The sequence below is a fragment of the Streptomyces achromogenes subsp. achromogenes genome (assembly GCF_000720835.1).
Classification (GTDB): Bacteria; Actinomycetota; Actinomycetes; order Streptomycetales; family Streptomycetaceae; genus Streptomyces; species Streptomyces achromogenes.
Genome location: NZ_JODT01000010.1, coordinates 124,101 through 149,780, shown reverse-complemented (window position 1 = coordinate 149,780; position 25,680 = coordinate 124,101). Strand labels below are relative to the sequence as shown.

22 protein-coding genes are annotated in these 25,680 nt (G+C 74.6%); 13 read left to right on the top strand and 9 right to left on the bottom strand.

Going from position 1 to position 25,680, the window contains the following annotated elements:
- Window positions 1–50 precede the first annotated feature (50 nt).
- From IH25_RS0112345 to IH25_RS0112330, 4 genes are all read left to right on the top strand, one after another.
- Entirely contained in the window at window positions 51–857 is an 807-nt protein-coding gene (locus IH25_RS0112345) for an HlyD family efflux transporter periplasmic adaptor subunit (protein ID WP_030607505.1), read from the top strand.
- Window positions 854–3,073, top strand: coding sequence for an NHLP family bacteriocin export ABC transporter peptidase/permease/ATPase subunit (locus tag IH25_RS0112340; RefSeq protein WP_030607502.1), 2,220 nt, complete (start codon window positions 854–856; stop codon window positions 3,071–3,073). The genes IH25_RS0112345 and IH25_RS0112340 overlap by 4 nt, the downstream gene beginning before the upstream one ends.
- A gap of 1 nt (window position 3,074) precedes the next feature.
- Window positions 3,075–5,891, top strand: a complete 2,817-nt coding sequence (locus tag IH25_RS0112335; protein WP_030607499.1) for an NHLP bacteriocin export ABC transporter permease/ATPase subunit — start codon at window positions 3,075–3,077, stop codon at window positions 5,889–5,891.
- A 114-nt stretch (window positions 5,892–6,005) separates the two neighbouring features.
- Window positions 6,006–6,317 carry a peptidase inhibitor family I36 protein gene (locus IH25_RS0112330; protein WP_030607496.1) on the top strand — a complete coding sequence of 104 codons (312 nt, stop codon included), beginning with the start codon at window positions 6,006–6,008 and terminating at the stop codon, window positions 6,315–6,317.
- 145 nt (window positions 6,318–6,462) lie between these two features.
- On the opposite strand, the gene IH25_RS0112325 is transcribed toward IH25_RS0112330, so the two are convergent.
- Window positions 6,463–7,293 carry a ribonuclease BN gene (locus IH25_RS0112325; RefSeq protein WP_051753896.1) on the bottom strand — a complete coding sequence of 277 codons (831 nt, stop codon included), beginning with the start codon at window positions 7,291–7,293 and terminating at the stop codon, window positions 6,463–6,465.
- 236 nt (window positions 7,294–7,529) lie between these two features.
- Here IH25_RS0112325 and IH25_RS0112320 point away from each other — a divergent pair, with 236 nt between their 5' ends.
- Entirely contained in the window at window positions 7,530–8,576 is a 1,047-nt protein-coding gene (locus IH25_RS0112320; RefSeq protein ID WP_051753903.1) for an MGDG synthase family glycosyltransferase, read from the top strand.
- Window positions 8,577–8,634: 58 nt separating this feature from the next.
- Here the strand turns inward: IH25_RS0112320 and IH25_RS0112315 are convergent, their stop codons facing one another.
- Genes IH25_RS0112315 through IH25_RS0112305 form a run of 3 tightly spaced genes read right to left on the bottom strand, consistent with a single transcriptional unit; the run spans window position 8,635 to window position 11,216 of the window.
- Complete coding sequence (locus IH25_RS0112315) at window positions 8,635–9,423, bottom strand: polysaccharide deacetylase family protein (protein ID WP_051753895.1); 789 nt, start codon at window positions 9,421–9,423, stop codon at window positions 8,635–8,637.
- A gap of 8 nt (window positions 9,424–9,431) precedes the next feature.
- The gene (locus tag IH25_RS0112310) at window positions 9,432–10,358 is read right to left on the bottom strand and encodes a DMT family transporter (RefSeq protein WP_030607484.1); all 927 of its coding nucleotides are present in this window, start codon (window positions 10,356–10,358) and stop codon (window positions 9,432–9,434) included.
- A gap of 6 nt (window positions 10,359–10,364) precedes the next feature.
- Window positions 10,365–11,216, bottom strand: coding sequence for an SDR family NAD(P)-dependent oxidoreductase (locus IH25_RS0112305; RefSeq protein WP_030607481.1), 852 nt, complete (start codon window positions 11,214–11,216; stop codon window positions 10,365–10,367).
- Window positions 11,217–11,450: 234 nt separating this feature from the next.
- Between IH25_RS0112305 and IH25_RS41595 the strand changes: the two genes are divergently transcribed.
- The 4 genes from IH25_RS41595 (at window position 11,451) to IH25_RS39315 (ending at window position 13,686) form a co-directional block, all read left to right on the top strand.
- Window positions 11,451–11,624 carry a hypothetical protein gene (locus IH25_RS41595; protein ID WP_167346020.1) on the top strand — a complete coding sequence of 58 codons (174 nt, stop codon included), beginning with the start codon at window positions 11,451–11,453 and terminating at the stop codon, window positions 11,622–11,624.
- A 114-nt stretch (window positions 11,625–11,738) separates the two neighbouring features.
- Complete coding sequence (locus tag IH25_RS0112295; RefSeq protein WP_030607477.1) at window positions 11,739–12,776, top strand: iron-containing redox enzyme family protein; 1,038 nt, start codon at window positions 11,739–11,741, stop codon at window positions 12,774–12,776.
- 45 nt (window positions 12,777–12,821) lie between these two features.
- Window positions 12,822–13,451, top strand: a complete 630-nt coding sequence (locus tag IH25_RS0112290; RefSeq protein ID WP_030607474.1) for a HemK2/MTQ2 family protein methyltransferase — start codon at window positions 12,822–12,824, stop codon at window positions 13,449–13,451.
- A complete protein-coding gene (locus IH25_RS39315) occupies window positions 13,432–13,686 on the top strand; it encodes a CDGSH iron-sulfur domain-containing protein (RefSeq protein WP_078844220.1) in 255 nt (84 codons plus the stop codon). Before IH25_RS0112290 ends, IH25_RS39315 begins: the two co-directional genes overlap by 20 nt.
- 197 nt (window positions 13,687–13,883) lie before the next feature.
- On the opposite strand, the gene IH25_RS0112285 is transcribed toward IH25_RS39315, so the two are convergent.
- From IH25_RS0112285 to IH25_RS0112270, 4 genes are all read right to left on the bottom strand, one after another.
- Window positions 13,884–14,318, bottom strand: a complete 435-nt coding sequence (locus IH25_RS0112285; protein WP_030607471.1) for a subtilase-type protease inhibitor — start codon at window positions 14,316–14,318, stop codon at window positions 13,884–13,886.
- 509 nt (window positions 14,319–14,827) lie between these two features.
- The gene (locus tag IH25_RS0112280; protein WP_030607468.1) at window positions 14,828–15,205 is read right to left on the bottom strand and encodes a hypothetical protein; all 378 of its coding nucleotides are present in this window, start codon (window positions 15,203–15,205) and stop codon (window positions 14,828–14,830) included.
- A 3-nt stretch (window positions 15,206–15,208) separates the two neighbouring features.
- Window positions 15,209–15,448, bottom strand: coding sequence for a hypothetical protein (locus tag IH25_RS0112275; protein WP_030607465.1), 240 nt, complete (start codon window positions 15,446–15,448; stop codon window positions 15,209–15,211).
- A 91-nt stretch (window positions 15,449–15,539) separates the two neighbouring features.
- Window positions 15,540–18,641: a glycoside hydrolase family 2 TIM barrel-domain containing protein gene (locus IH25_RS0112270; RefSeq protein ID WP_030607462.1), complete on the bottom strand. Its 3,102-nt coding sequence runs from the start codon at window positions 18,639–18,641 to the stop codon at window positions 15,540–15,542.
- 335 nt (window positions 18,642–18,976) lie between these two features.
- Between IH25_RS0112270 and IH25_RS0112265 the strand changes: the two genes are divergently transcribed.
- Complete coding sequence (locus IH25_RS0112265; protein WP_030607459.1) at window positions 18,977–21,376, top strand: SpoIIE family protein phosphatase; 2,400 nt, start codon at window positions 18,977–18,979, stop codon at window positions 21,374–21,376.
- Window positions 21,377–21,444: 68 nt separating this feature from the next.
- Here IH25_RS0112265 and IH25_RS0112260 read toward each other — a convergent pair whose 3' ends face one another.
- A complete protein-coding gene (locus IH25_RS0112260) occupies window positions 21,445–21,996 on the bottom strand; it encodes an RNA polymerase sigma factor (protein WP_030607456.1) in 552 nt (183 codons plus the stop codon).
- A gap of 46 nt (window positions 21,997–22,042) precedes the next feature.
- Here IH25_RS0112260 and IH25_RS0112255 point away from each other — a divergent pair, with 46 nt between their 5' ends.
- The 3 genes from IH25_RS0112255 (at window position 22,043) to IH25_RS0112245 (ending at window position 25,644) form a co-directional block, all read left to right on the top strand.
- Complete coding sequence (locus IH25_RS0112255; protein ID WP_030607453.1) at window positions 22,043–23,434, top strand: serine/threonine-protein kinase; 1,392 nt, start codon at window positions 22,043–22,045, stop codon at window positions 23,432–23,434.
- Between the two features lie 153 nt (window positions 23,435–23,587).
- The gene (locus tag IH25_RS0112250) at window positions 23,588–24,298 is read left to right on the top strand and encodes a DUF4232 domain-containing protein (RefSeq protein ID WP_030607452.1); all 711 of its coding nucleotides are present in this window, start codon (window positions 23,588–23,590) and stop codon (window positions 24,296–24,298) included.
- 92 nt (window positions 24,299–24,390) lie between these two features.
- Window positions 24,391–25,644, top strand: coding sequence for an SLC13 family permease (locus tag IH25_RS0112245; RefSeq protein WP_030607449.1), 1,254 nt, complete (start codon window positions 24,391–24,393; stop codon window positions 25,642–25,644).
- The last annotated feature ends 36 nt before the right edge of the window (window positions 25,645–25,680 follow it).

The window sequence follows — 25,680 nt, the reverse complement described above, 5'->3', positions numbered from 1 at the left end:
CACACCACCGCGTCACCTCATGCGTCTGACCCACAGGTGAGGGAAGTTCCGTGCAGTTCCGCCAACAGGCCCTCGCCAAGCTCCAGTCACCGGAGGAGCTGGACCTTCCGGTGCGGCTGGCCCGTCCGCAGGGCTGGCTCGCGCTCGGCGTCACCGTCGTCGTCATGGCCGCCGCCTCCGTGTGGGCGGTGACCGGCTCGGTCGCCTCCACGGTGAGCGCCCCCGCCATCCTCACCCACGGACAGGGCAGTTACGTCCTCCAGAGCCCGGTGGCCGGGCAGGTGACGGCCGTCCTCGCCCGGCAGGGCGAACGGCTCCCCGCGAACGCGCCCGTCCTCAAGGTCCGTACGGAACAAGGCGAAACGGTGGTGCGGACGGTCGCCGCCGGCCGTGTCACCACGCTCGCCGCGTCCATCGGGCAGATCATCCGGACCGGCGCCGACGTCGCCGCCGTCGAGAAGGTCGCCCACGCCTCCGACCCGCTGTACGCGACCGTGTACGTGCCCGCCGAGAACGCCGCCGCCATCCCGGCGCACGCCTCCGTCGACCTGACCGTCTCCTCGGTCCCGGCACAGCGCTACGGCGTGCTGCGCGGCACGGTGAAGTCGGTGGACCGCGGCGCGCAGTCCGCGCAGTCGATCGCCGCGTACCTCGGTGACAGCCAGCTCGGCGAGCAGTTCACCCGCAAGGGCCGCCCGGTCGCCGTCCTGGTGGAGCTCGCGAAGTCGCCCTCCACCCAGAGCGGTTACCGCTGGTCCAGCGCCGGCGGACCGCCGTTCCGGCTGGAGTCCATGACCCTCGCCACCGGCTCCGTCCACCTCGCCGACCAGCATCCCGTCGATTGGCTGCTCCCGTGACCACCGCCCAGGAAACCCGTGGCCGCAGACGGGCGGCCCCCGCCAAGCGGCCGGCCCCCAAGTCCCGTACCGGCAGGGCCCGTACGCCCACCGTTTTGCAGATGGAGGCCGTCGAGTGCGGCGCCGCCTCCCTCGCGATGGTCCTCGCCCACTACGGCCGGCACGTCCCGCTGGAGGAGCTGCGCATCGCCTGCGGAGTCTCCCGCGACGGCTCCCGCGCCTCCAACCTGCTGAAGGCGGCCCGCAGTTACGGACTGACCGCCAAGGGCATGCAGATGGACCTGGCCGCCCTCGCCGAGGTGCGGGCCCCGGCCATCCTCTTCTGGGAGTTCAACCACTACGTCGTCTACGACGGCATGGGCCGCCGCCTCGGCCGGCGCGGGGTGTACGTCAACGACCCCGCGAAGGGCCGCCGTTTCGTGCCCTTGGAGGAGTTCGACGGCAGCTTCACCGGGGTCGTGCTGGTGCTGGAGCCCGGCGAGGGCTTCACCCGGGGCGGACGCCGCTCCGGGGTGCTCGGCGCGATGCCGGCCCGGCTGCGCGGCACCGCCGGCACCCTCCCGGCGGCGGTGCTGGCCAGCCTGCTGCTGGTCGCGGTCGGCGCGGCCGTGCCCGCGCTCAGCCGCACGTACATCGACACGTTCCTCATCGGCGGGCAGACCTCGCTGCTGGGCGTGCTGTTCGCCTCGATGGCCGTGTGTGTGCTGCTCACCGTGGTGCTGACCTGGCTCCAGCAGGCCAACCTGCTGCACGGCCGGATCATCTCCTCCACCCTGTCCAGCGCCCGCTTCCTGCGCCATCTGCTGCGGCTGCCGGTGACGTTCTTCGCCCAGCGCTCCCCCGCCGACCTGGTGCAGCGCCTGCAGTCCAACGACCAGGTCGCCGAGACCCTGGCCCGCGATCTCGCGGCGGCCGGCGTGGACGCGATCGTGGTCGTGCTGTACGCGGTCCTGCTGTACACCTACGACCCGCAGCTGACCTTCGTCGGCATCGCCGTGGCGCTGCTGAACGTGGTGGCCATGCGACTCGTCGTACGGCTGCGCGCGACCCGTACGGCGAAGCTGCGCGCGGACACCGCGCGGCTCACCAACACCTCGTACTCCGGCCTTCAGCTGATCGAGACGCTGAAGGCGACCGGCGGCGAGGACGGCTACTTCCGCAAGTGGGCCGGGCAGCACGCCACCACGCTGGAGGAGCAGCAGCGGCTCGGCGTGCCGAGCGCCTGGCTGGGCGTGGTCGCGCCGACGCTCGCCACCTTCAACAGCGCGCTCATCCTGTGGATCGGCGGGCTGCGCGCGGTGGAGGGGCACATCTCGGTCGGGCTGCTGGTCGCCTTCCAGGCGCTGGTCGCCCGCTTCACCGCGCCGCTGACCCGGCTCAACGGCGTGGCGGGCCGCATCCAGGACTTCGCGGCCGACGTGGCCCGGCTGAAGGACGTGGAGAACTTCCGAACCGACCCGCTCTACGCCCGCCCCGGCGGGGACTCGGCCCGGCGGCTGCACGGCCATGTCGAGCTGGAGAACATCACCTTCGGCTACAGCCCGCTGGACCAGCCGCTGCTGACCGGTTTCGACCTGACCGTGGGCCCCGGGCAGCAGGTGGCGCTGGTCGGCGGCTCGGGCAGCGGCAAGTCCACGGTCTCCCGGCTGATCTCCGGCCTGTACACGCCGTGGGACGGGGTGATCCGCATCGACGGCCGCCGGCTGGAGGACATCCCGCGCGGCGCGCTCGCCGCCTCCGTCTCCTTCGTGGACCAGGACGTCTTCCTCTTCGAGGGCTCGGTCCGCGACAACGTGGCCCTGTGGGACCCGTCGATCCCCGACGAGGCGGTGGTGGAGGCACTGAAGGACGCGGCGCTGTACGACGTGGTGATGCGCCGGCCCGGCGGCATCCACAGCCGGGTCGAGCAGGACGGCCGGAACTTCTCCGGCGGGCAGCGTCAGCGCCTGGAGATCGCGCGGGCGCTGGTGCGCCGGCCGAGCATCCTGGTGCTGGACGAGGTGACCAGCGCGCTGGACGCGGAGACCGAGCTGGTGGTGATGGACAACCTGCGCCGGCGCGGCTGCGCCTGCGTGGTGATCGCGCACCGGCTGAGCACGGTCCGCGACAGCGACGAGATCGTCGTCCTGGAGCACGGCACGGTCGTGGAACGCGGGCGGCACGAGGAGCTGGTGGCGCGCGGCGGCGCGTACGCGGCGCTGGTCAGGGAGCGGTGAGATGACATCCGTGCAGGAAGGCGACCTCGTCCTCGGGGCGCTGGGCTCGCTGGGCACCCGGCTGGACTGCGCCGGGCTCGGCCGCCTGGACCTGGAGGGTCCGCAGGTGCTGTGGCTGGTCGCGGCCGGCGCGCTGGACCTGTTCGCGGTGGACGCCGCCCAGCAGGGCCACTGGCACCACCTGGGCCGGCTGGAGACGGGCACGCTGCTGCTCGGCCCGGTCACCGGGCCCCGGCACACCCTGGTGGCCCGCCCGGTCCGGGACTGTGTGGTGCACCGGGTGGCCTTGCGCGAGCTGTACCAGCCGGCCGCCACCCAGACCTGGTCCTACGACGAGTACGGCACCCCGCAGTACGTGCCGCCGGCCTCCAGCCCGCTGGAGTACGCGGTCGCGCTCGGCGTCGGCCGCGGCCTGTCCGTCCTCTTCCAGGCGCCGCTGGCGGACGAACGCGCCGCCGCGCCCGCCGACGACGACGTGTTCTGGATGCAGGTGCCGCCGGGCAGTGTGCAGTACGGCTCGCTGTACGGCGCCGAGGCCGCGGCCGATCTGCTGATGGACCCGGCGCTGTGGCAGAGCATGGTGGACCAGCAGTACCGGCTGCTGACCGCGCTGGACCGGTGGATCGAGCAGCTGGAGCAGGCGCACGAGACGCGTACGGCCGCCGGGATCAGGGCCGGTGAGGCGGTGCGCGCACAGGCCGACCGGACGCTGCTGGCCGCGATCGGCAAGCGCTCGGCCCGCCACCCGACGGCCGCCGACGCGGACGCCACCTACGCGGCCTGCGAGCTGGTCGCCGGGGCGGCCGGGATCGCGCTCGCCGAGCCGGCGCAGAGCGGCACCGCGAGCGAGCGGCTGGATCCGGTGGAACGGGTCGCGCTGGCCTCCCGGGTGCGCACCCGCGCGGTGCGCCTGGAGGGGCGCTGGTGGCGGGAGAACGCCGGCCCGCTGGTCGGGCACCGGGCGCTGTCCGGGGCGCCGGTGGCGCTGCTGTGGCGGCGCGGCGGCTATGTCGCCGTGCACCCGGGCACCGGCCGGGAGACACCGGTCGGGAAGGACAACGCCGGGGAGTTCGAGCCACGGGCGGTGATGTTCTACCGGCCGCTGCCCGACAGGCCGCTCTCCCCGCTCGGGCTGCTGCGGTTCAGCCTCCGCGGGACGCGCGGCGACCTGCTGAACCTGTTGCTCGCGGGCCTGGTGACGGTGGCCATCGGCGCGCTGGTGCCGATCGCGACCGGCAAGGTGCTCGGCGAGTACGTGCCGAGGGCCGAGGAGGGCCTGATCGTCCGGGTGTGCCTGGCGGTCATGGTGAGCGGGGTGGTCGCGGCGGCGTTCACGCTGCTGGAGAACCTGTCCATCCTGCGTCTGGAGGGCCGTATCGAGGCGGCGCTGCAACCGGCCGTGTGGGACAGGCTGCTGCGGCTGCCCACCCGGTTCTTCACCCGGCGTTCGACCGGTGAGCTGGCCAGCGCGGCGATGGGCATCAGCGCGATCCGCCGGCTGCTGGCGGGCGTCGGCCCGGTCGTCGCCCAGTCGGTGACGGTCGGCGCGATGAACCTGGGGCTGCTGCTGTGGTACAGCGTGCCGATGGCGCTCGCGGCGGTCGGGATGCTGGTCGTCGTCGCGGCGGTGTTCGCGGGGCTCGGACTGTGGCAGGTGCGCTGGCAGCGACGGCTGGTGGTGCTCGGCAACAAGCTCAACAACCAGGCGTTCCAGACCCTGCGCGGGCTGCCCAAGCTGCGGGTGGCGGCGGCCGAGAACTACGCCTACGCGGCCTGGGCCCGGGAGTTCGCGCGCGGCCGGGAACTCCAGCAGAAGGTCGGCCGGATCAAGAACCTGACCACGGTCCTGGGCGCGGTCTACCTCCCCGTGTGCACCCTGCTGATGTTCATGCTGCTGGCGGGCCCGGCCAAGGGCGCGATGTCGGCGGCGGACTTCCTGACCTTCAACACGTCGGTGACCATGCTGCTGACCTCGGTCACCCAGCTCACCGGCGCGTTCGTGTCGTCGGTGGCGGCACTGCCGCTGTTCGAGGAGATCAAGCCGGTGCTGGAGGCCAGGCCCGAGGTCCGGGCGGCGAGCACCCGTCCGGGTCCGCTGTCGGGCGCGCTGGAGGCCCGCCGGCTGTCCTTCCGGTACGCCGACGACGGCCCGCTGGTCCTGGACGACGTGTCCTTCGCCGTCCGGCCCGGCGAGTTCGTGGCGGTCGTCGGCCCGAGCGGCTGCGGCAAGTCCACGCTGCTGCGCCTGCTCATCGGCTTCGACCGGCCGGTCTCCGGCAGCGTCCTGTACGACGGCCAGGACCTGGCGGCGCTGGACCAGTCCGCGGTGCGCCGCCAGTGCGGGGTCGTCCTCCAGCACGCGCAGCCGTTCTCCGGCTCGATCATGGACGTCATCTGCGGTGCGGAGCCGTACACGCCGGAGGAGGTGATGGCGGCGGCCGAGCTGGCGGGCCTCGCCGAGGACATCCAGCGGATGCCGATGGGGCTGCACACCATCGTGGCCGGCAACGGCGCGATCTCCGGCGGCCAGCGGCAGCGTCTGATGATCGCGCAGGCCCTGATCCGGCGCCCGCGGATCCTCTTCCTCGACGAGGCGACCAGTGCCCTGGACAACGACACCCAGCGCGTCGTCATCGACAGCACCCGCAAGCTGAACGCCACCCGGATCGTGATCGCCCACCGGCTGTCGACCGTCCTGGACGCCGACCGGGTGATCGTGATGGAGGAGGGCAGGATCGTCCAGCAGGGCACCCCGGCCGAACTCCTCGCGGACACCGGGGGCCGACTGCACGAACTGGTACGCAGGCAGCTCGCCTGACGGTATGTCAAGGGCCGTGGGCCGCGCACTTCACGTTAAGATCAAAAACCTGTTCGACCAAAGATAGAGGCACTTCATATGAGCATCCTCAGGAAAAGCCTGACGCTGGCAGCCGTGACCGGCGCGTTGGTGGGCGGCGCGTTCGTCACGCCGGCCGCGGCCGATCCCAATACCTGCCCCAAGGGCTACGCGTGTGGATGGACGGGGGCGAACAGGACCGGCACCAGGCACGTCAACTCGCTGACGCCCGGCTGCTATCCCCTGGAGCGGGTCAACCGCTCTGTCTCCAACCAGACGTCCTACCGCGTGGAACTCTGGCACATCACCACCGGCTGCAACCAAGGCACCAAGCTGGCCACGCTGAAGCCGGGCACCTACGCGGACAACCCCGGCGCGGTCACCGGGATCGCGGTCTACAAGATCTAGCGCTGCGGCCTTCACCGAGAAGGCCGGTCCCGAGGCACACCACCGCTGCTCCGCCCCTCCCGGGCGGAGCAGCGCGCCGAAGAGAGGCAGTCGTGCGGTGGGACGCCTGCCAAAAGCCGTGGTCACCGGCATGGCACGGGAAGGGTCAAGGCTCGTCCCGCTCGTCCGTTCCGTCCGTCCACCGCGGCTCGTGGTGGGAGGGCATCCAGTGGTGTTCGGTGAACCAGCGGCCGAACAGGGCGCCGCCGTAGATGACGAAGCCGACGCCGATCAGCCAGGACTCCACGACGAGGACGGTGCCGACGGCGCCGTAGCTGAGGGCGTTGGTGACGATGAGCGGGGTGAACACCAGGTAGGAGAACGCCCGCAGGCCGATCAGGCCGATGACCGTGGCCACCGCGCCCGGCAGCAGCGCCCGCCAGCGGACCTGGCCGCCCAGCAGGAAGCGCTGTCCCCACCAGAAGAACAGCACGCCGCTCACCGTGGACAGGGTGATCCGCTGCCCGCCGTGCAGCGTCGTCTTCGTCGCCGCCTCCTGGTAGAGGTACGCGGTCAGCACCACCAGCCAGGTCGCCTGCCGCCACACCCGGTGCCAGGGGCCGGACGCCAGGCCCCAGATCCTTTCGTAGGCGTTCTGCACGCTGCCGCCGAAGGCCACGCCGAAGACGGCGAGCAGGACGCCGCTGAGGACGCTGGTGGTGCCGATGACCTTGCGGGGCGGGCTGATGACGTCGGTGACCGCGTGCGCGGACCGGCCGGACAGGCCCATGCCGTCGGTGAGCCAGGAGGCGAAGCCGCCGCGCACCAGGGGGTCGGCCGCGGCGACCACGATCAGCAGCGGCGCCAGCGTCACCAGGGCCAGGGTGGCGAACCCCATGGCCCGGTGCATCAGCTCCAGTTCCCGCCCGTGCTCGAACAGGGCCCGGACCCGCAGCCACTGCCACGCGCGGTGCAGGCCGCGCCGCAACCGCCTCACGGCTCCTCCCGTGCTCGCCGCCGACCCGCCGTCGTACCGATCTCCCCAGCCTGGCATGTACCGGCCTGCTCGCAGCCGCAGGGCGGGCACCGGCACGGCGGGGTGGTGCGCACGGGTGACCCGGCCGGACGGCGGGCGGTTTGGGCACGGGCACGGCGGAGAAACGTCAATCCGTGCGGAGCACCGACCACGAGACGCCGGACGGCGGGCGGCGGACCCTGATCCTCAGCGCGAGCATGGGAGCCGGTCACGACACCGTGGCCGCCGAACTCGCGCGCCGGGCCGCGGCCCGGGGCGGCCGGGCCGAGGTGGTCGACGTGCTGCGGCTGCTCCCGTACGGCCTGGGCACCGGACTGCGCCGCGGCTACCAGGCGTCGGTGCGCCACCTGCCCTGGGTGTACGCCGGGATCTACGGCGCGTTCCTGCGCGAGGGCCGCGGCCCGCGGCCCAGCGGGGTGCCGCTGGCCCGGCTCGCCGGGGACCGGCTGACGGACCTGGTGGACCGGCTGCGCCCCGACGTGGTGGTGTCCGTCTTCCATCTGGCCGCGCAGCTCACCGGGCATCTGCGGGCCCGGGGGGCGCTGCGGGTGCCCAGCGCCGTGTTCCTGCTGGACTTCGCGGTGCACCGGCAGTGGCTGCACCCGGGCAACGACCGGTATCTGTGCCTGACGGACACGGCGGCGGCGCGGGTGCGCCGGGCGCTCGACGCGCCCGTGGTCACCACCGGGCCGGTGGTCGCGCCCGCGTTCCGCCGGCCGGCCCCCGGCGCGGCGCGGTGGCGGGAGCGGTTCGCCGCGCGGGCGCCCGGCCGGCCCCCGGTGCTGCTGTCCGCCGGCGCGTGGGGCGCGGCGGCGCGGCCGGCCGCGACCGCCCGGCTGCTGGCGGGCGCCGGCTGGCTGCCGGTGGTGCTGTGCGGCCGCAACGAGCGGCTGTACGCCCGGATGTCCCGGGAGCCGGCCGCGCTGGCCCTGGGCTGGGTCGACGACATGCCCGGACTGCTGGCCGCGGGGCACGCCCTGGTGGACAACGCGGCCGGTCAGACGGCCGTACAGGCGCTCGCCGCGGGCCTGCCGGTGGTCGCCCACCGTCCGCTGCCCGGCCACGGCGCGGAGGGCGTCCACCGGATGGCCGACCTCGGCCTGTGCGCCCTCGCCCCCGACGGCCCCGCGCTCCTGAGGGCCCTGGACGGCCTCGGTGAGGACACCCCGGAACGCGCCGCCCGGGTGGCCCGGGGGCACGCGCTGTTCCGGGGGGACACGCTGGAGGCCCTGAGGGAGCTGTGAGCCGGCGGCGCCGCGAGAGCCGTCACGCACATCAGCAGCGCCACACAAGGCACGCACATCAGCACCCCCCGGCCGCGTGCTCCGGTACGGCCGGCCGGGGTGCGGCCGGGGCCGGGGCCGTGCCGTGTTCGCCCAGCGGGCCCACCGTCAGGCCCGCCTCCCGGCAGTCCGCCACGATGGCCGGGAGGGCGCCGAGCGCGGCGTGCCAGCAGCCGGGGGCCGAGTACCGGTCGGCGTCGTGCAGCAGCACGGTGCCGCCGCCGCGCAGGTCCGCGGCGACCCGGGCCCGCACCGACCCCGGTGTGGCGTCGGCCGTCCAGTCCCTGCCCCACGCCGACCACAGCACCGTGCGCAGCCCGGACCGCCGGGCGGCCCGCCAGCGGCTGGTGGTGAGGATGCCGTACGGCGGGCGGTACCAGAGCGGACGCCGCCCGGTGAGGTCGTGGACGACGCGGACGGTCCGGGCGACCTCCTCGGCCTCGCGGGCGAACGCGGGCCGCCAGGGCCGGTCGTGGCGCCATCCGTGCACCCCCAGCTCGTGTCCGCGCCGCACGGTGTCGCGGACCAGTCCGGGATGGCGCACCGCGTGCTCGCCGACCACGAAGAAGGTGGCCCGCACCCCCAGCCGGTCCAGCACGTCGAGGAAACGCGGGGTCGACTCGGGATCGGGCCCGTCGTCGAAGGTGAGCGCGATGTGCCGGACGTGGCCGGTACCGGCGAGACCGGGGAAGAGCAGCGGCCGCAGTCCCGGCAGCCAGCTCGCCGCCGGGGAGATGTGGGCCGCGGCGGCGCCCGCCGGCAGCAGGGCGGCGGCCGTCCGCCAGGAGCGTCCGGACACGGGGAACATCGGTGGACCTACCTCCTCGGTGTGCGGGGAACAGCGGGGGTGGAGCCGGGGCGCGCCGCCGCGTCGCCGGTGTCCCACTCCCCGCCTACGGACGGGGCGTGGGCGAGGCCGATGCTGCCCGCGCCGATCAGGGCGACACCGGCCGCCTCCGGCAGCATGCGCAGGCCCAGCTGGATCGTCTCGGCGAACAGCACCCAGCCCAGGATGACGCTGCCGAGCGCGTCGCCGAGGGTGAGCGCGGGCTGGGAGGCCGTCAGCGGTCCGGCGGCGAGCGCGCCCTGAAGGAGCACGAAGGCGACCAGTCCGGCGGCCCCCGTGGCGTACGGCGACCAGTGCCCGAGCATCGCCGCGGGACCGTCCGCCAGCCGGCCCACGGCCTCCTTCATCAGCGCCGCCGTGGTGGCGAAGCACAGCGCCGAGGCCAGGCCGAGCAGCAGGGCCCGGCAGGCGCCCCGGACCGGACGGGCGGCCAGCCACAGCAACGCGACCGCGCCGAGCACTCCGCCGCCGCCCAGCAGCCAGGCCCCGGGCCGCGCGGTGTCCCGTCCGGCCGACGGCGCGGCGGCCAGCAGGAACAGGGCCAGCCCGCCGGCCAGGGCGACGAACGCCAGCCAGGTCCGGGCATCGGGGCGGCGCCGGAAGACCACGCTGCCGACGGCCAGGGTGAACAGCAGTTCGGCGGCGAGCAGGGGCTGGACCAGGGACAGGCTGCCCGTGGCCAGGGCCCCGGCCTGCAGCAGTCCGGACAGCACCAGCATGGCGGTCCCGGCCAGCCAGCTGCGGCGCCGCAGCAACTGGGGGATCCGGCGCAGGATGCCCGGACCGGATCCGCCGCCCCGGTCCGTCTCCTGTACGGCGGCCCGGCGCTGGAGCACCGAGGCGGACGCGTTGGCCAGGGCCGCGAGCAGGGCGAGCAGCACCGTGACCGCGATCATGACCGCTCACCCGAAGCGGGCGGCGAGCCGCCGGTAGAGTCCGGGCGCGGCACCGCGCACCAGGACGGGGAGCCGTAGCCACCCGGGGACGTACACCTCGTCCCTGCCGTGCCGTACGGCGGCGTGGACCGCGTCCGCGACCCGCTCGGCGGGCACCGGCCGGGGCCAGGTCCGGGTGTAGGGGTTGCCCCGCCGGTCGAAGAAGGGGGTGTCGACCACGCCGGGGATGACATGGCTGACGCCGACGCCGGTGCCGCGCAGTTCGTAGCGCAGGGAGTCGGCGAAGGTGCCGAGGGCGGCCTTCGCCGCGGAGTAGACGGCCTCGCCGCGTACGCCCACGCTGCCGGCCAGGGACCCGATGAGCACGACGCGGCCCGAGCCGGCGGCGACCATGGGGGGCAGCAGGGCGCGTACCAGGCGCACGGTGGCCAGCAGGTCGACGCCCACGATCTCGTCGATGCGCGCGTCGGGCATGCCGGTGAAGTCGCCGGCCCAGCCGACCCCGGCGCCCGCCACCAGCAGGTCGAGCCGTCCGAGGTGGTCCAGGGCGAGGCCGGCGAGTCTGCGGTCGGCGCCGGGCCGGGAGAGGTCTCCGGGCAGCGCGACCGCGCCGGACTGGGCGGCCACCTGCTCCAGTCGGGTGACGTCGCGGCCGTTCAGCGCGAGCCGCCAGCCGCCCTCGGCGGCCAGCCGGCGGGCCACGGCCGCGCCGATGCCCGAGGAGGCGCCCGTCACCAGAGCGGCACCGCCCCGGCCGGGCCGGCCGCCGGGCGGCGGGTCCGCACGCTCCTCGTCGGCCGGGGCCGGGGCCGGCCGGGTGCCGTTCGACGCTCCTGCGGGAGACGGGGCTTGGGACATGTGACGACCTCACTGCGACGGCGTACGGGCTCGCGGACTGTGGGGGCCGAACCCTCGGGGTGTATCCAGGGCGCCACACCCTGAAACACCGCGCACGGCGAGCGCCGTCCCGGCCGCCCGGCAGGAGGCTCTCCGGGCCCGGAGGCGGCCGTCGCCCACGGCTGCCGGACGCTTGGGACGGCGCCGCCGGGTAACTCGCACAGGAGATCACCCCATCGGCGGAAAGGAGAGGTCATGCCGGGCGGGAACGGCCACGACGACCACGAGGAGCGGCAGGAGTCGGCCCTGGAGGAGGTGCTCCGGGAGGTCGAGCGGGCCGAGAAGCGCGACGAGGACAAGGCCGCGGGCCAGGCCGGGGACGCCATCACCCCGAACACCGGGGCACAGGAGCAGGCGGACGGGGAGTGAGCCGGGCGCGCCGGGGACCGACCGCACGCGTCGGCCGGCCGGCCACGCCGTCGACCGGCGGACCAGGTAGCGAGCCGTGCCGTTGATCGACGGTGGGCCGGGTACCCGGGCTTCATGAATCACCATCCGCATGAACCCCGGCTGCCCCACCCCCGAGGCCCCCTGTCCACCGCGCTGATCGCGAGCCTGCGCGGTACGGGTCCGCTGCCCCGCCCCGCCGACGCCGGGGCCGCGGACCCGTACGGCGACGACCTCCAGCTCGCCCTGTACATGTGCTACGAGCTGCACTACCGCGGGTTCGCCGGGGTGCCCGCGGAGCGTGAGTGGGACCCGGAGCTGCTGCGGGTGCGGGCCGCGCTGGAGCGCCGCTTCCTGGACGCGGTGCGCGCCGACGCCCCGGTCCACGACAGCCTGGACGACGCGCTCGGCGCCCTGCTGGTCGAGCCGGCCGAGGGCACGGGGGTCGCCGGTTTCCTGCACAAGGAAGGCGAGCTGTGGCAGGTGCGCGAGTACGCGGCGCTGCGCTCGCTGTACCACCTGAAGGAGGCCGACCCGCACGCCTGGGTGCTGCCGCGGCTGTGGGGGCGGGCGAAGGCGGCGATGGCCGCGGTGGAGTTCGACGAGTTCGGCGGCGGCCGGGCCGACCGGGTGCACGCGCGGCTGTTCGCCGACCTGATGACGGACCTGGGCCTGGACACCGCCTACGGCCGCCATCTGGACGCGGCCCCGGCCGAGATGCTGGCCCTGGTCAACCTGATGTCCCTGTTCGGCCTGCACCGGAGGCTGCGCGGGGCGCTGGTGGGCCACTTCGCCGAGGTGGAGATCACCTCTTCGCCCGCCTCCCGCCGGCTCGCCGAGGCGATGCGCCGCACCGGCGCCGGCCCGGCCGCGGAGTTCTTCTACGACGAGCACGTGGCGGCCGACGCGGTGCACGAGCAGGTGGTCCGGCACGAGGTGATCGGCGGACTGCTCGCCGAGGAGCCGGAGCTGGCGCCGGACATCGTCTTCGGGATCGACGCGACCGAGTACCTGGAGGACCGGCTGGCCCGGCGGCTGCTGACCGACTGGCGGGCGGGCCGGTCGTGCCTGCGGGTGCCCCTGGGAACGACGGGACGGCGGGAGCCGGAGCGACGGATTTCCCATACATCCTGAAAGGCGGGGCATTCGGGTTACGTGAACCTTTTGCTGCTTCCGGGCGTGTACGCCCCTCAGGACGACACGGAGATGCTGGCGGAGGCCCTGCGTGCGGAGGCCCCGCCACCGGGCTCCCGTGTGCTGGACGTGGGCACCGGGAGCGGGGCCCTGGCGCTGGCCGCGGCCCGGCAGGGCGCCGAGGTGACCGCGGTGGACGTGTCCCGGCAGGCGGTGTGGACGGCCCGGCTGAACGCGTGGCTGAGCCGGCTGCCGGTGCGCATCCGGCGCGGCAACCTCTTCGCCCCGGTCCGGGGCCGCGCCTTCGACCTGATCCTGGCGAACCCGCCCTATGTGCCGGCACCGGAGGAGGGGCGCGGACCGCGCGGCCGGGCCCGGGCCTGGGACGCGGGGAGCGACGGGCGGCTGCTGCTGGACCAGATCTGCCGGGACGCCCCGGCGCTGCTGCGCCCCGGCGGGCTGCTGCTGCTGGTGCACTCGGCGCTGAGCGGCCCCGACCGCACCCTGGAGATGCTGCGGGCGGCGGGCCTGTCGGCCGAGGTGGTCCGGCGCCGCCGGGTGCCCTTCGGCCCGGTACTGCGCTCCCGGGAGGACTGGCTGCGCCGGCGCGGGTTGCTCGGGCCGGCCGACGACAAGGAAGAGCTGGTGGTCATCCGTGCCGAACGACCCCGCTGACAGCGCGCCGCGCGAACCGGCCGGCGAGCCTGGCGTCCCCGCCGCGCCCGCCCGGCGGGTCACCGTGCAACGGCGCGGGCCCCTCCTGATGGAAGGGCCCGTGGAAGTCGAACTGGAGGACGGGACCATGGTCCGCTCGGACCGGTTCCGTGTCGCTCTGTGTACCTGCCGGCGCAGTCGCCGCTACCCCTGGTGCGACACGAGTCACCGGCGCAGGGCGGACCCACCGCGTTGAAACCGTACGTTTTTCGCCGCTCCCCGGACGGCCCCCCACGGACCGGCCGGGGAGCGGCTGTGTTGCCCGGAGCCGGCGGGCGGCCCCACTCCGCCCGCCTGCCCCGGTTGCGAGATCGCAGGTTCCCCGATCCAGGGGCCGCACTCCCCAGTTGCGGGCCTGATCCGGTGTTCACGGGGTTCCGTGCGATCCCGGTCCTAGAACGCGAATAGGCTGCCGGCCGCGGCATCCCTCATGCACGTGTTGCCGAACGTGTGCTCGTAGGAGACACGCTGGCCCTGCCAGACGCCCTGGAGCGTGACCACGACGGGGTCGTACACCTTGGTGCACATCACGCCGTCGGCGGGCTTGAGGGCGTCGAGGTCGCCGTTGAGGCCGCGCAGTTCGGCGCAGGCCTCGGCCGGAGCGGGGTGGGTGCCGGTGGCCGTGGGCGCGCAGCTCAGGGTGACGGCGCGCTCCGGAGTGGCCGTGGCCACGTCGTTGCCGTGGCCGGTGGTGAGCACCAGGGCCGAGGGCGCGTAGAGCGACGACGGGGCGGCGCCCGGTGCAGCGACGGCGGCCCCGGTCAGGGGTCCGCAAACGGCGGCGGCCGTGAGGCCGAGGGCCGCTGCCCAGCGCGCGGTGGTTCGCATTGTGTGCATCCTTCCGCTCGAACAGACGGGTTGCCGGCTCCAGCCCGGTCGGGTGCCGGAGCGGCGTGCGCCACTCTGCCGAGTCCACCGCCGAAACTCACATCGAACCCATGGGTTTCAGTAACCTTTCGTGTTGAATCAGTGGCGTGAAGTCACGGAAATCGAACGGCGGGACCCCGTAACAGAGCGGTTCCCCCGCTCCGGGACGGGCCGGATGGCCGAAAATCAGCGCGTCGTTAATCGTCCTGAAACATTCCGGCTCCGCCCGTCCCAAGCCCCTTCATGACTCCCCGTGTTCATGAAGTGATCACCGCTTGGACGGTTCCTGTCCGGGCGTGCCGCCGGAGCGCCACGGCCCCATGCGCCCCGTGTGAAACGGGCGCACACACCGGCCGGGCGCGCACGCTCCCAAAGGGCGCGGTCCGGTGGTGGACTGGGGTCCGGTCCTCCCCGAGAGGCCCCGCTCCGGCCGGCGGCTCAGGCGACTTCCCCCACCGGCCGGAGCGGGGTCAGATCTGCCAGGAGCGGAGCCGGTCGGCGGCGCCGTAGACGTCGGTCTTGCCGGAGATGAGGTCCCGCGCCAGGTCGACGAGCGCGCCGTAGGGCGGGTCGATGCCGGCGCCGCTGACGAACATGTAGGCGACGGCGGTGGCGCAGGCGAAGCGGGCGTTGGCGGCGGGCAGCGGCTTGAGCACGGCGAGGGTGTGCAGCAGGGCGGCGGCGCGCCAGGCCGCGTCGGAGTCGACGCCGAGCCGGGGCGGGTCCACCCGGTGCCGGGCGACGGCCGCGACCAGCGCCGAGAAGTCGTCCACGGCGGGCTGGTCGGGCAGGACCTCTTCGTGCCGCTGGAGCAGCCAGGGAACGTCGATGTGGATGACGGAGGGCATCGGTCAGGCGGCCTCGCCCCGACCGGGGCGCTCGTCGTCCGGGAAGGCCGCCGCGAACTCCTCGGCGTGACCGGCGAAGAAGCGCCGGAAGGCCTCAGCGCCCTCCTGGAGGGCGCGGTGCCGGGCGATGTCGGCGGCGGCGGCCTCGCGCACCAAGGCCTTCATCGACGTACCGCGCTCCTTGGCGATCTGGCGCAGGTCCTCTAGTTCCCGTTCGCTGAACTCCACGTTGAGAGCTGGCATGCCCTCACGGTACCGCGCGGGTACTCACGCGTAAATACGCCCAGGTGGGACGGTATGTGTCGCGGTACCGTCAGGTGCGCGCACCGTCCCCTCACACGTCCAGCGCGCTGATGCGTACCGCCCCCTCGGGCCGGCCCGGGCGGGCGCTGGTGAGGGTCAGGCGCAGCCGGGAGCCGCGGACCGGGTCGAAGGTGATGACCGTGGGGCTGTCGGAGGCGGTGGCCCACTCCGTCCTCGCCCCGGTCACCGGGACGTAGGCGTGCCCGTTCCACACCGCCACCTCGGCCCGCGCGGGCGGGGTGTGGCCCGCGTCGGCCGTGAAGGAGACGGCCACCCGGTCGAGGGTGCGGGCGCGCCCGAAGTCGACCGAGACCCAGTCCTCCTCCCGGGCCCCGTCGAACGCGGGCAGCAGCGCGGTGGCCTGCTTGACGAAGGCGTTGGACCAGCCGGTGGCCGGATCGCCGTCCAGCATCGCGGCGGGCGGGGTGTCCGGGCGGCCGGAGTAGCTCGCGTCCGCGTACGGGTAGGCGGGCGGCGCGGGGTAATCGGGCCGGAACACGGCGGGCGCGGTGGTCGCGGCCGGGCCGCCCGGGGTGGTGCGCAGGCGGAAGGTGCCCGGGCGCAGACCGGCCACCCGGGCGGTGACCTCCAGGGTGCCGGGGCGCGTGCCGGACCGGACGATGGCGAGCGCCTTGCCGTGGAAGGCGGTACGGGTGCTCGCCTGGTAGCGCTCGGCGCTCTCCTGGCGGCCGTTGTCGACGCCGGCCAGGGAGCCGCCCGCGACGTCGAAGGCGATGAGGTGTGCCGCGTCGGGCACGACGACCCCGTGCGCGTCGGTGATCTCGGCGGTGACGAAGGCGAGCGAACGGCCGTCGGCGGCGAGGGACTCGCGGTCGGCGGTGAGGCGTACGGCGTGCGGGGCGCCGGCCGTGCGCAGGACGTCACTGGCGACGGTTTTGCCGTCCCGCCGGGCCACCGCCCGCAGCTCGCCCGGCCGGTAGGGCACCTTCCAGGTCAGGTGGAGTTTGCCGGCGCTGCCGCCCGGGCTGGTGTAACTGCCCGGGTAGGGGCCGTCGGTGAAGGTCTTGTCGTCGCCGGTGGCCTCGGTGGTCTCCAGGTAGGCGCGGCCGTCGGTGGTCTCCTTGACGTCGAACTCCCGTACGCCGAGGGACTTTCCGTTGAGGAAGAGCTCGACCGTGGGCACGTTGGCGTAGGCCCACACCTCGACGGTGTCGCCCTCCTCGTGGTTCCAGGACATCGGCAGCAGGTGGACCATCGGCTCGGTCGTCCACTGGCTTTTGAACAGGTGGTACATGTCCTTGGGGAAGCCGGCCGTGTCGACGGCGCCGAAGAAGGACGCCTTCACCGGGAACACGTCGTACGGGGTCGGTTCGCCGATGTAGTCGATGCCGGACCACAGGAACTGGCCCGCGAACCACTTCCGGTCCCGGTCCTTCTTGTGCCCGTACTCGCCGCTCATCGTCCAGGAGGCGAGGTTGTTGTCGTAGGAGGAGACCTCCCGCCTGCCGGGGGTGTGGTTCTCGCCGGTGTTGAGGTGCTCCGGTTCCTGGTACGTGCCCCGGGTGGAGGTCTCCGAGGAGGACTCGGACTCGAAGAGGAACAGGTGCGGGTAGGCCGCGTGCAGGGCGTCCACCGACTTGGCGGTGTTGTAGTTGAGGCCGAGGCCGTCCAGCTTGGCGAGCATCAGGTCGGCCGCCGAGCCCTTGGCGGGGGGCCGCCGGTATTTGTCGGAGCCGATGACGAGCGGCCGGGTGTCGTCGGCGGCCTTGATCGCGCCGATGATCCGGTCCGCCATGGCCAGGCCCGCGGTGGAGGTGGAGTCGGGGATCTCGTTGCCGATGGACCACAGCAGCACGGCCGGTGAGTTGCGGGCGGCCCGGACCATCTCGGTGGCGTCCGTCTCGCACCACTCGTCGAAGAACCGGCCGTAGTCGTACCGCGTCTTGCCGGTGCGCCAGCAGTCGAAGGCCTCGACCAGCATCACGATGCCCAGTTCCTCGCAGACCCGGATCAGCTCCGGCGCGGGCGGGTTGTGCGAGGTGCGCAGGGCGTTGACGCCCATCGACTTCATGATGCGCAGCTGTCTGCGGACGGCGTCGACGCTGATCGCGGCGCCGAGGGCGCCCTGGTCGTGGTGGAGGTCGACGCCCTTGATCTTGGCGGGCGTGCCGTTGAGGGAGAAGCCCTCGTCGGGGTCGAAGCGGAAGGTGCGGATACCGAAGGGGGTGCGGTACGTGTCGGTGGTGCGGCCGGCCACGCGCAGCTCGGTGTGCAGGGTGTACCGGTGTTCCGGGGTCGTGAAGTCCCACAGCAGGGGGTCCGGGACGGTCAGTTCGTGGATCGCGTCGGCCTCCCCCGCGGCGGCGACGGCGACCGTGGTGTCCGTACGGGCCACGGTCCGGCCGTCGGGGGCGGTGATCCGGGACCTGATTGCCACGTCCGCGGCGGTGCCCGAGTCGTTGCGCGCGGTCGTGCGCACCCGGACCAGCGCCCGGCCGGCCGTGACCTCGGGGGTGGTGACGTACGTCCCCCAGCGGGCGACGTGCACCGGTTCGGTGATCACCAGGCGGGCCTCGCGGTAGATGCCGCTGCCGGAGTACCAGCGGCTGCTGGGCAGCCGGTTGCGCACCCGGACGGCGAGCACGTTGGGCGTGCTGCCGTCGGTGTGCACGAGATCGGTGAGGTCGAGGGCGAAGCCGGTGTAGCCGTAGGGGTGGCGGCCGGCCTCGGTGCCGTTGCAGTAGACGTGGGCGTCCATGTAGACGCCGTCGAACTCCACCGAGATCCGCCGGCCGGCGTACGAGCGCGGGAGGGTGAAGGCGAGCCGGTACCAGCCCAGGCCGCCCGGGAGGAAGCCGGTGCCGCTGGTGGTGTTGTGCTCGGTGGTGGGGGTCTGCTCGATGCTCCAGTCGTGGGGGACGGCGACCTCGCGCCAGGCCGAGTCGTCGTGGTCCGGGCGGGCGGTCCGCGCCGGGTCGCCGTCCGGATCGCCGGCGCCCACCGGGTCGGCCAGGTGGAACCGCCAGCCGTCCCGCAGCGGCACGGTGAGGCGTCCGCCGGCGCCGGACGACTCGGCGGCGAGGGCGGCCGGGGCCGCGGCGAGGGCCGGGAGAGTACCGGCCGCGGGTGCTGCCGCGGCTGCGACCAGGACCGACCTGCGCGTGACCGTCATGGGTGGCTCTCCCTCATCGGGACTCGTCATGGCGGACGGGCTTCCGTCATGACTCAGGGCTCATCAGGACTCAGAACTACTCACAATTGATCGTGAACAAACAGATTCTGACGGCGTGCTCCACGCGATCGTCAAGAGTGCGGACATGCACGGCTGCCTCCGGCCGTGAACAGTCCGGATTCGCCCCTGACCGGCCCCCGACTGCGTTCGACTGGTCGACCGGTCGACCGACCGGCCCCGGCGCCGCCGCTCACCGGTGGACGTCACGCACTACGCTGGAACACGAGTGGTGCCACCTGTTCACCGAGAGTGTGTGCGCTGGGGAGCGGCGACGAATGAGCCGGGTCTATCCGTTCGACGACGCGGGCACGGCACGGGCTGTCATCGACGACGACGGCACGTTGGTGGAGTGGAGCGAGGGAGCCGTCCGCCTGCTCGGCCACCCGGCGGACGCCGTTGTGGGCCGCCCCGCCGCCGCACTGCTGGTCGGCGGCGCCCCCGCACCGGCCGCGCCCCCCGGCCCGCGCTGGGAGGGCACACTCGGCCTGCGCCACCGCGACGGCCGTACCGTCCGCGTGTGGCTGCTCGCCCACCACCGCCCGCCGCACGACGGCCGGCCGGGTGACTGGCTCGTGGTCACCCCGCTCGCCGGCACCGAGCCGCCCCCCGATGACGACCCGCTCGCCGAGGCGGGCCTGATCCAGTCGCCCTGCGCGATCGCCGTGTACGACGACCGGCTGCGGCTGCGCCGGATGAACGAGGCGATGGCCGCCGTCGTCGGACTGCCCGAGGAGCGGGTACGGGGGCTGCGGATCGCGGAGATCGGCGGCAAACCGCAGAGCGAGGAGCTGGAACGGCACCTGCTCGGCGTGCTGACCTCGGGCCGGCCGCTGGACGTGCAGACCTTCCTGCGCACCGGCGGCGAGGACCGGGCGCACGCCTGGCTGGCCCGGATGGCGCCGGTGCGGGACCGGGCGGGCCGGGTGCGGGGCGTGTCCATGGCCGCGCACGACATCACCGACAACCACCGGGCCCGGCAGCGGCTCCAGCTGGTCAACGAGGCGAGCGTGCGCATCGGGACCACGCTGGACGTCACCCGTACCGCCCAGGAACTGGCGGACGTGTGCGTGCCCGCGCTCGCCGACTTCGTCGCCATCGACCTGCTCGATCCACCGGACGGCGGCGGCGAGGCCCCCGCCCGCATCACCGCGCCGGTGCGGCTGCGCCGGATCGCCCAGCGGTCGGTGCGGCCCGGCGTACCGGAGACGCGGATCGCCCCCGGGCAGACGGAGCAGTACCCGCAGGCCTCCCCGCAGGCGGAGGCGCTGACCACGGGCCGTACCGTCACCGTCCCGCCGGGCCCCGGCGCCGTGGGCCCGGTACCGGCCCGGCACGGCGAGGGGGGCACACCGGTGCGGGAGTCCGGCGTCCACTGCGCGCTGTCGGTGCCGATCCAGGCGCGCGGGCTGACCCTCGGCGTCGCGGTGTTGTGCCGGCACCGGCGCCCGGACGCGTTCACCCCGGACGACGTGCTGCTGGCCGAGGAGATCACCGCGCGGGCCGCGGTCTGCATCGACAACGCCCGCCGTTACTCGCGCGAGCGGGAGACGGCGCTCGCGCTCCAGCGCAGCCTGCTGCCCCGCTCGCTGCCGCACACGGCCGCGCTGGAGGCCTGCTCCCGGTATCTGCCGGCCGCGCGCGCCGGGGTGGGCGGGGACTGGTTCGACGTGATCCCGCTGTCCGGGATGCGGGTCGCGATGGTCGTCGGGGACGTGGTCGGGCACGGCATCCGGGCCTCGGCCACCATGGGCCGGCTGCGCACCGCCGTCCGCACCCTGGCGGACATCGACCTGGCCCCGGACGAGCTGCTGACCCACCTGGACGACCTGGTGCTGCGGCTCTCGGACGAGTCCGGGACCGCGAGCGCCGGCGAGGCGGGCAGCCCCGGCGAGCTGGGCGCCACCTGCCTGTACGCCGTCTACGACCCGGTGTCCCGGCGCTGCGCGCTGGCCCGCGCCGGGCACCCGCCGCCCGTGGTGCTGGAGCCGGGCGGCGCGCCCCGCGCACTGGACCTGCCCGCCGGTCCCCCGCTGGGCCTGGGCGGGCTGCCGTTCGAGTCCGCCGAGGTCGAGCTGCCCGAGGGCACGGTCCTCGCGCTGTACACGGACGGCCTGGTGTGGTCCCGGGAGCGGGACCCGGACGCCAGCCGGGAGATGCTGCACGCGGCGCTCGGGGCGTACGCCGGCTCCCTGGACGAGACCTGCGACCGTGTCCTGCACACCCTGCTCCCCCACGGCGGCGCACCCGACGACGTGGCCCTGCTGCTCGCCCGTACCCGGGGCCTGCCCGCCTCGCAGGTGGCGAGCTGGGACATCCCCGCCGACCCGGCGCTGGTCGCGCCGATCCGCAAGCAGGTCGTGGAGCAGCTGTCCGACTGGGCGCTGAGCGAGGCGACGTTCACGACCGAGCTGGTGGTCAGCGAGCTGGTCACCAACGCCATCCGGTACGGCTCCCACCCCATCCGGCTCCGGCTGATCCACGACGCGAACACGCTGACCTGCGAGGTCTTCGACGCCAGCCACACCGCCCCGCATCTGCGCCGGGCCAAGGTGTTCGACGAGGGCGGCCGGGGCCTGCTGCTGGTCGCCCAGCTCACCCAGCGCTGGGGCAGCCGGCACACGGCGGAGGGCAAGACGATCTGGGCCGAGCTGCCGTTGTTCGAGCAGGACCGGTAGGGCGCGCCGGACCTGCCGGGCTACGCGGGACCTGTCGGGTTACGCCGGGCTGTGCCGGACCCGCCGGGTTACGCCGAGGACGTCAGCCAGGGCCGTACCCGCTTGCGGGCCTCGTGCAGGCGGGACTTGAGCGTGCCGAGCGGGATGCCGGCGCGTTCGGCCGCCTCGGCGTAGTCGAGCTGGCAGATGTCCCGGTAGACCAGCGGCGCGACCAGCTGCGGGTGCTCCCGCTCCAGCCGGTCCAGGGCCTCCAGCAGATCGACCCGGGAGCCGGCGATGACGCTGGTGGTGCGCGGGTCGACGGCGTGGGCGGGCTCGATGGCGGCGGGCTGCTCGGCGGCCCGCCGCTTCAGCTCGCGGTACTTCTGCCGGCAGCAGTTGGCGACGACGGTGTACAGCCAGGTGCCGAAGCGGCTGCGGCCCTCGAACCCCGTGATGTGCCGGGCCACTTGGAGCAGCACGTCCTGGGCGGCCTCCTCGGCGTCCTCCCGGCAGGGCAGGAAGCGCCCGCAGCGCCGCACGGTCTCGGGCCGGATCTCGGCCAGCAGCAGTTCCAGGGCCGTGCCGTCGCCGGCCGCGGCACGCCGGGCCAGTTCCTCGGTCACAGCCCCCTCCGGCACGGCCGGCCCCCCTCCATCTCGGTCCCGGGCCAGGCATGATAGCCGTATGCAGCCCCCCGAGCGGATCGGCCGGTACCGTCTCGAACGGCCGTTGGGCAGCGGCGCGTTCGCGCTGGTGTGGCTCGCCCACGACCCCGAGCTCCAGGCGCCGGTGGCGGTGAAGGTCCTCGCGGAGAACTGGGCGCACCGGCTCGACGTCCGCGAACGCTTCCTGACCGAGGCGAGGTTGCTGCGCCGGGCCGGCTCCAGCCGGGTGGTGCAGGTCTACGACACCGGTGAACTGCCGGACGGCAGACCGTACTTCGTGATGGAGTACGCCGGTGGCGGGAGCCTCGCCGAGCTGTCGGCGGGCGGTGCGCTGCCGGTGCCGGAGGCGCTGACGCTGACCGCCGAGGCCGCGCGCGGGGCCGCCGAGCTGCACGAGGCGGGCATCGTGCACCGTGACATCAAACCGGCCAATGTCCTGCTGGGCACCGCCCGGGACGGCTCCCGGCGGGTGCTGCTGGCCGACCTGGGCCTGGCCAAGAGCCTCGCGCAGGCCTCGGTGCTGACCCTGGCGGCGGGTTCGGCGGGATACCGGCCGCCGGAGCAGGCCGAACCGGGGACGGGCATCGACGAGCGGGCGGACGTCTACAGTCTGGGCGCGGTCGGCTACGAGCTGCTCACCGGGACCGTGCCGGGCCCGCCCGGGAAGGTGGTGCCGCCCCGGCGGCTGCGGCCGGAGCTGGGCGAGGACGTGGAGCGGGCGCTGCTGCGCGCGCTGGAGCCGGACCGGGCCCGGCGCTGGCCGGACGCGCTGGCGTTCGCGCGGGAACTGGACCGGCTGGCCGCGCGGCCCCCGGTGCCGTCCGCCCGGGGGCCGGCCCGGCCGCGGGCCCGGCTCGGCCCGGTGTCCCTGGCCCTCGCCGCGGTCCTCGCCGCCGGCGCCGCCGCGGTCACGGTGACCGTGGCCACGCACCGGGACGGCGGCGGGCCGGAGCGGGTGCGGATCACGGACGCCGGCGGGCGGGTGGCGCTCACGGTGCCCGCCGGCTGGGGCCGCGAGCTGCGCGGCTCCGGCTGGGACCCGCGGGTGCTCGGGCTGGCGGCGGGGCACGAGCCGGGCCTGGTGGTGGCCGACGACCTGTCCCGCTGGCCCGACCTGACGGCGCCCGTGGACGGGGTGTTCGTCGGCGTCGGCCCGCGCGGCGACGTCACCGCCGGGGTCGAGGCGCTCACCCACCCCCGCTGCCGCTACCGGGGCGCCCGCGGCTTCACCGACGCCCGCTGGCACGGGCTGGTCCGGTCCTGGAGCGGCTGCCCGGACGGCGGCTCGGTCACCGAGTCCGCGCTGACCCCGGCGGGCGGCGCCGCCCGGCCGCAGGTGTACGTGCAGGTACGCCAACGGGGTGACGGCGACGCGACCGACGGCGTACTGCGTTCGCTGCGGGTGGCCTGAACGGCGCCTGCCGAGGGGCGAATCGGGGAAAAGAACCCGCGAGCCCCGAACTTTTCCGGCGGTCCGCGCATCGGACGGGGAGAAACGGCGCACCCGGCGCCCCAGGCACGCACCCCGGTCGCGTGCCACGACCCTTCAGGAGTGTTGAGCGACATGGTGCACACCCCCCGGTCCGCGCGGCGCGGGGCCCTGCTCGTGAGCACGGCCGCCGTGCTGGGCCTGCTGGCCGGCTGCGGCAACGGCAGCGGCGAGGACGTCCGCAGCGATCCGCCGGCCAGCTCCCCCGGTACGGCCGCTCCCGCGCGGGAGACCCCGAGCCCCTCGGCGTCCGCCCCGGCCGCCTCCTCCGCCCCCGCCCGCACCGCCCCGCCGGCCCCGCCGGACCCACCGAGGACGACGGCGCCGTCGCGCGGCACGACGGCCGCGCCCGCGACGCCCGCGGGCGGCTCCCGCTGCCACACCTCCGAGTTGCGGGCCTCGGTGGGCCGCAACGACCCGGGCGCCGGCCAGGAGAACTTCCCGGTGGTGCTCACCAACACCTCCGGCCGCACCTGCACCCTGCGCGGCTATCCGGGCGCCGCCTTCGTGACCGCGTCCGGGGGTCGACTCGGTGCCGATCCCAGGCGGACGCCGGGCACCCCGGTCACCGTCACGGTCCGGCCGGGGCAGAGCGCCTGGGCCGGGCTGACCTTCTCCAATCCGCAGGTCAGCGGGGCGCGGGCGGCCACGCCGGCCGGGCTGCTGGTCACCCCGCCGGACGAACGGGACCCGCTGCGGGTGGCCTGGCCGGGCGGCCCGGTCCCGGTCTCCGGCACCGCCTCGTCCGCCCGGCTGACGGTGCTGAGCCGCGGCACGGGCCCCTGACCGCACCCCGGGCCGAGCCCCTGGCCGGTCCCCGGCCTCCGGTCTGTTTTCATGGGCGGACAAGTCCGTGATCACTTCCGGAGGGATCCGCCCTGAACACCCCGCTCGCCGCGACCCTGTCCGCCGCTCTGCTGGTCGCCGTATTGGTCTGGGCCGTGATCCGGCCCTTCGGGTGGCCGGAGGCGGTCATGGCCGTACCCGCCGCCGGGATCGCGGTGGCCACCGGCGCCCTCTCCGTGGAGCACGCCCGCGCCGAGGCCGAACGGCTCGGCCCGGTGGTCGGTTTCCTGGCGGCGGTGCTGGTGATCGCCCACTTCTGCGACGTGGAAGGGCTGTTCCAGGCGTGCGGGGCCTGGATGGCCCGGTGGGCAGCCGGCCGGCCGGTGCGGCTGCTGTCCGCCGTGTTCGCGCTGGCGTCGGCGATCACCGCCGTACTCAGCCTGGACGCGACGATCGTGCTGCTCACCCCGGTGGTGTTCGCCACCGCCGCGCGCACCGGCGTACGGCCCAAACCGCATGTGTACGCCTGCACGCATCTGTCGAACACGGCCTCGCTGCTGCTGCCGGTGTCCAATCTGACGAACCTCCTGGCGTTCGCTGCGAGCGGGCTGAGCTTCACCCGGTTCGCGGCGCTGATGGCCCTGCCGTGGCTGGCCGCGATCGGCGTCGAGTACCTGGTGTTCCGGCGGTTCTTCGCCCGCGATCTCGCCGCTGCGGCCCCGGCGGACCGGGCCGCCGGCACCCCGCCGCGGCTGCCGCTGTTCGCGCTGGTGACCGTGGGCTGCACGCTGGCCGGGTTCGTGGTGGCGTCGCTGTTCGGCGTCGAGCCGGCCTGGGTGGCGGCCGGGGGCGCGCTGGTGCTGGCCGGCCGGGCGCTGGCGCGGCGCCGGGCGACCCCGCTGACGGTCGTACGCGCGGCGTCCCCGGCCTTCCTGGCGTTCGTCCTGGCCCTGGGCGTCGTGGTGCGGGCGGTGGTCGACAACGGGCTCGCGGACGTGCTGGGGCATGTCATGCCGGACGGCTCCGGGCTCGCCGCGCTGCTCGCCACCGCCGCGCTGGCCGCGCTGCTGGCCAACCTGATCAACAACCTGCCCGCGGTGCTGGTCCTGCTGCCGCTGGCGGCCGCGGCCGGCCCGGGGGCGGTGCTCGCGGTGCTGCTCGGGGTGAACATCGGCCCGAACCTCACCTACGCCGGATCGCTGGCCACGCTGCTGTGGCGGCGGATCGTGCACCAGCACGAGCACGACGTGAACCTCGGGGAGTTCACCCGGCTCGGTCTGCTCGCCGTGCCGTCGTCCCTCGCGGTCGCGGTCGTGGCACTGTGGGGATCGTTGCTGGTTCTGTAAGCGGTGGGCGGGTCTCGTCCCCTGGCGCACACGGCG

Excerpts from the sequence above, each read along its gene's own strand:
- IH25_RS0112265 (WP_030607459.1), top strand. The coding sequence starts at position 18,977 with ATGAGCCGGGTCTATCCGTTCGACGACGCGGGCACGGCACGGGCTGTC.
- IH25_RS0112285 (WP_030607471.1), bottom strand. The coding sequence starts at position 14,318 with ATGCGAACCACCGCGCGCTGGGCAGCGGCCCTCGGCCTCACGGCCGCC.
- IH25_RS0112320 (WP_051753903.1), top strand. The coding sequence starts at position 7,530 with ATGGGAGCCGGTCACGACACCGTGGCCGCCGAACTCGCGCGCCGGGCC.
- IH25_RS0112315 (WP_051753895.1), bottom strand. The coding sequence starts at position 9,423 with ATGTTCCCCGTGTCCGGACGCTCCTGGCGGACGGCCGCCGCCCTGCTG.
- IH25_RS0112310 (WP_030607484.1), bottom strand. The coding sequence starts at position 10,358 with ATGATCGCGGTCACGGTGCTGCTCGCCCTGCTCGCGGCCCTGGCCAAC.
- IH25_RS0112295 (WP_030607477.1), top strand. The coding sequence starts at position 11,739 with ATGAATCACCATCCGCATGAACCCCGGCTGCCCCACCCCCGAGGCCCC.
- IH25_RS0112275 (WP_030607465.1), bottom strand. The coding sequence starts at position 15,448 with ATGCCAGCTCTCAACGTGGAGTTCAGCGAACGGGAACTAGAGGACCTG.
- IH25_RS0112280 (WP_030607468.1), bottom strand. The coding sequence starts at position 15,205 with ATGCCCTCCGTCATCCACATCGACGTTCCCTGGCTGCTCCAGCGGCAC.
- IH25_RS0112250 (WP_030607452.1), top strand. The coding sequence starts at position 23,588 with ATGGTGCACACCCCCCGGTCCGCGCGGCGCGGGGCCCTGCTCGTGAGC.
- IH25_RS41595 (WP_167346020.1), top strand. The coding sequence starts at position 11,451 with ATGCCGGGCGGGAACGGCCACGACGACCACGAGGAGCGGCAGGAGTCG.
- IH25_RS0112305 (WP_030607481.1), bottom strand. The coding sequence starts at position 11,216 with ATGTCCCAAGCCCCGTCTCCCGCAGGAGCGTCGAACGGCACCCGGCCG.
- IH25_RS0112270 (WP_030607462.1), bottom strand. The coding sequence starts at position 18,641 with ATGACGGTCACGCGCAGGTCGGTCCTGGTCGCAGCCGCGGCAGCACCC.
- IH25_RS0112255 (WP_030607453.1), top strand. The coding sequence starts at position 22,043 with ATGCAGCCCCCCGAGCGGATCGGCCGGTACCGTCTCGAACGGCCGTTG.
- IH25_RS0112335 (WP_030607499.1), top strand. The coding sequence starts at position 3,075 with ATGACATCCGTGCAGGAAGGCGACCTCGTCCTCGGGGCGCTGGGCTCG.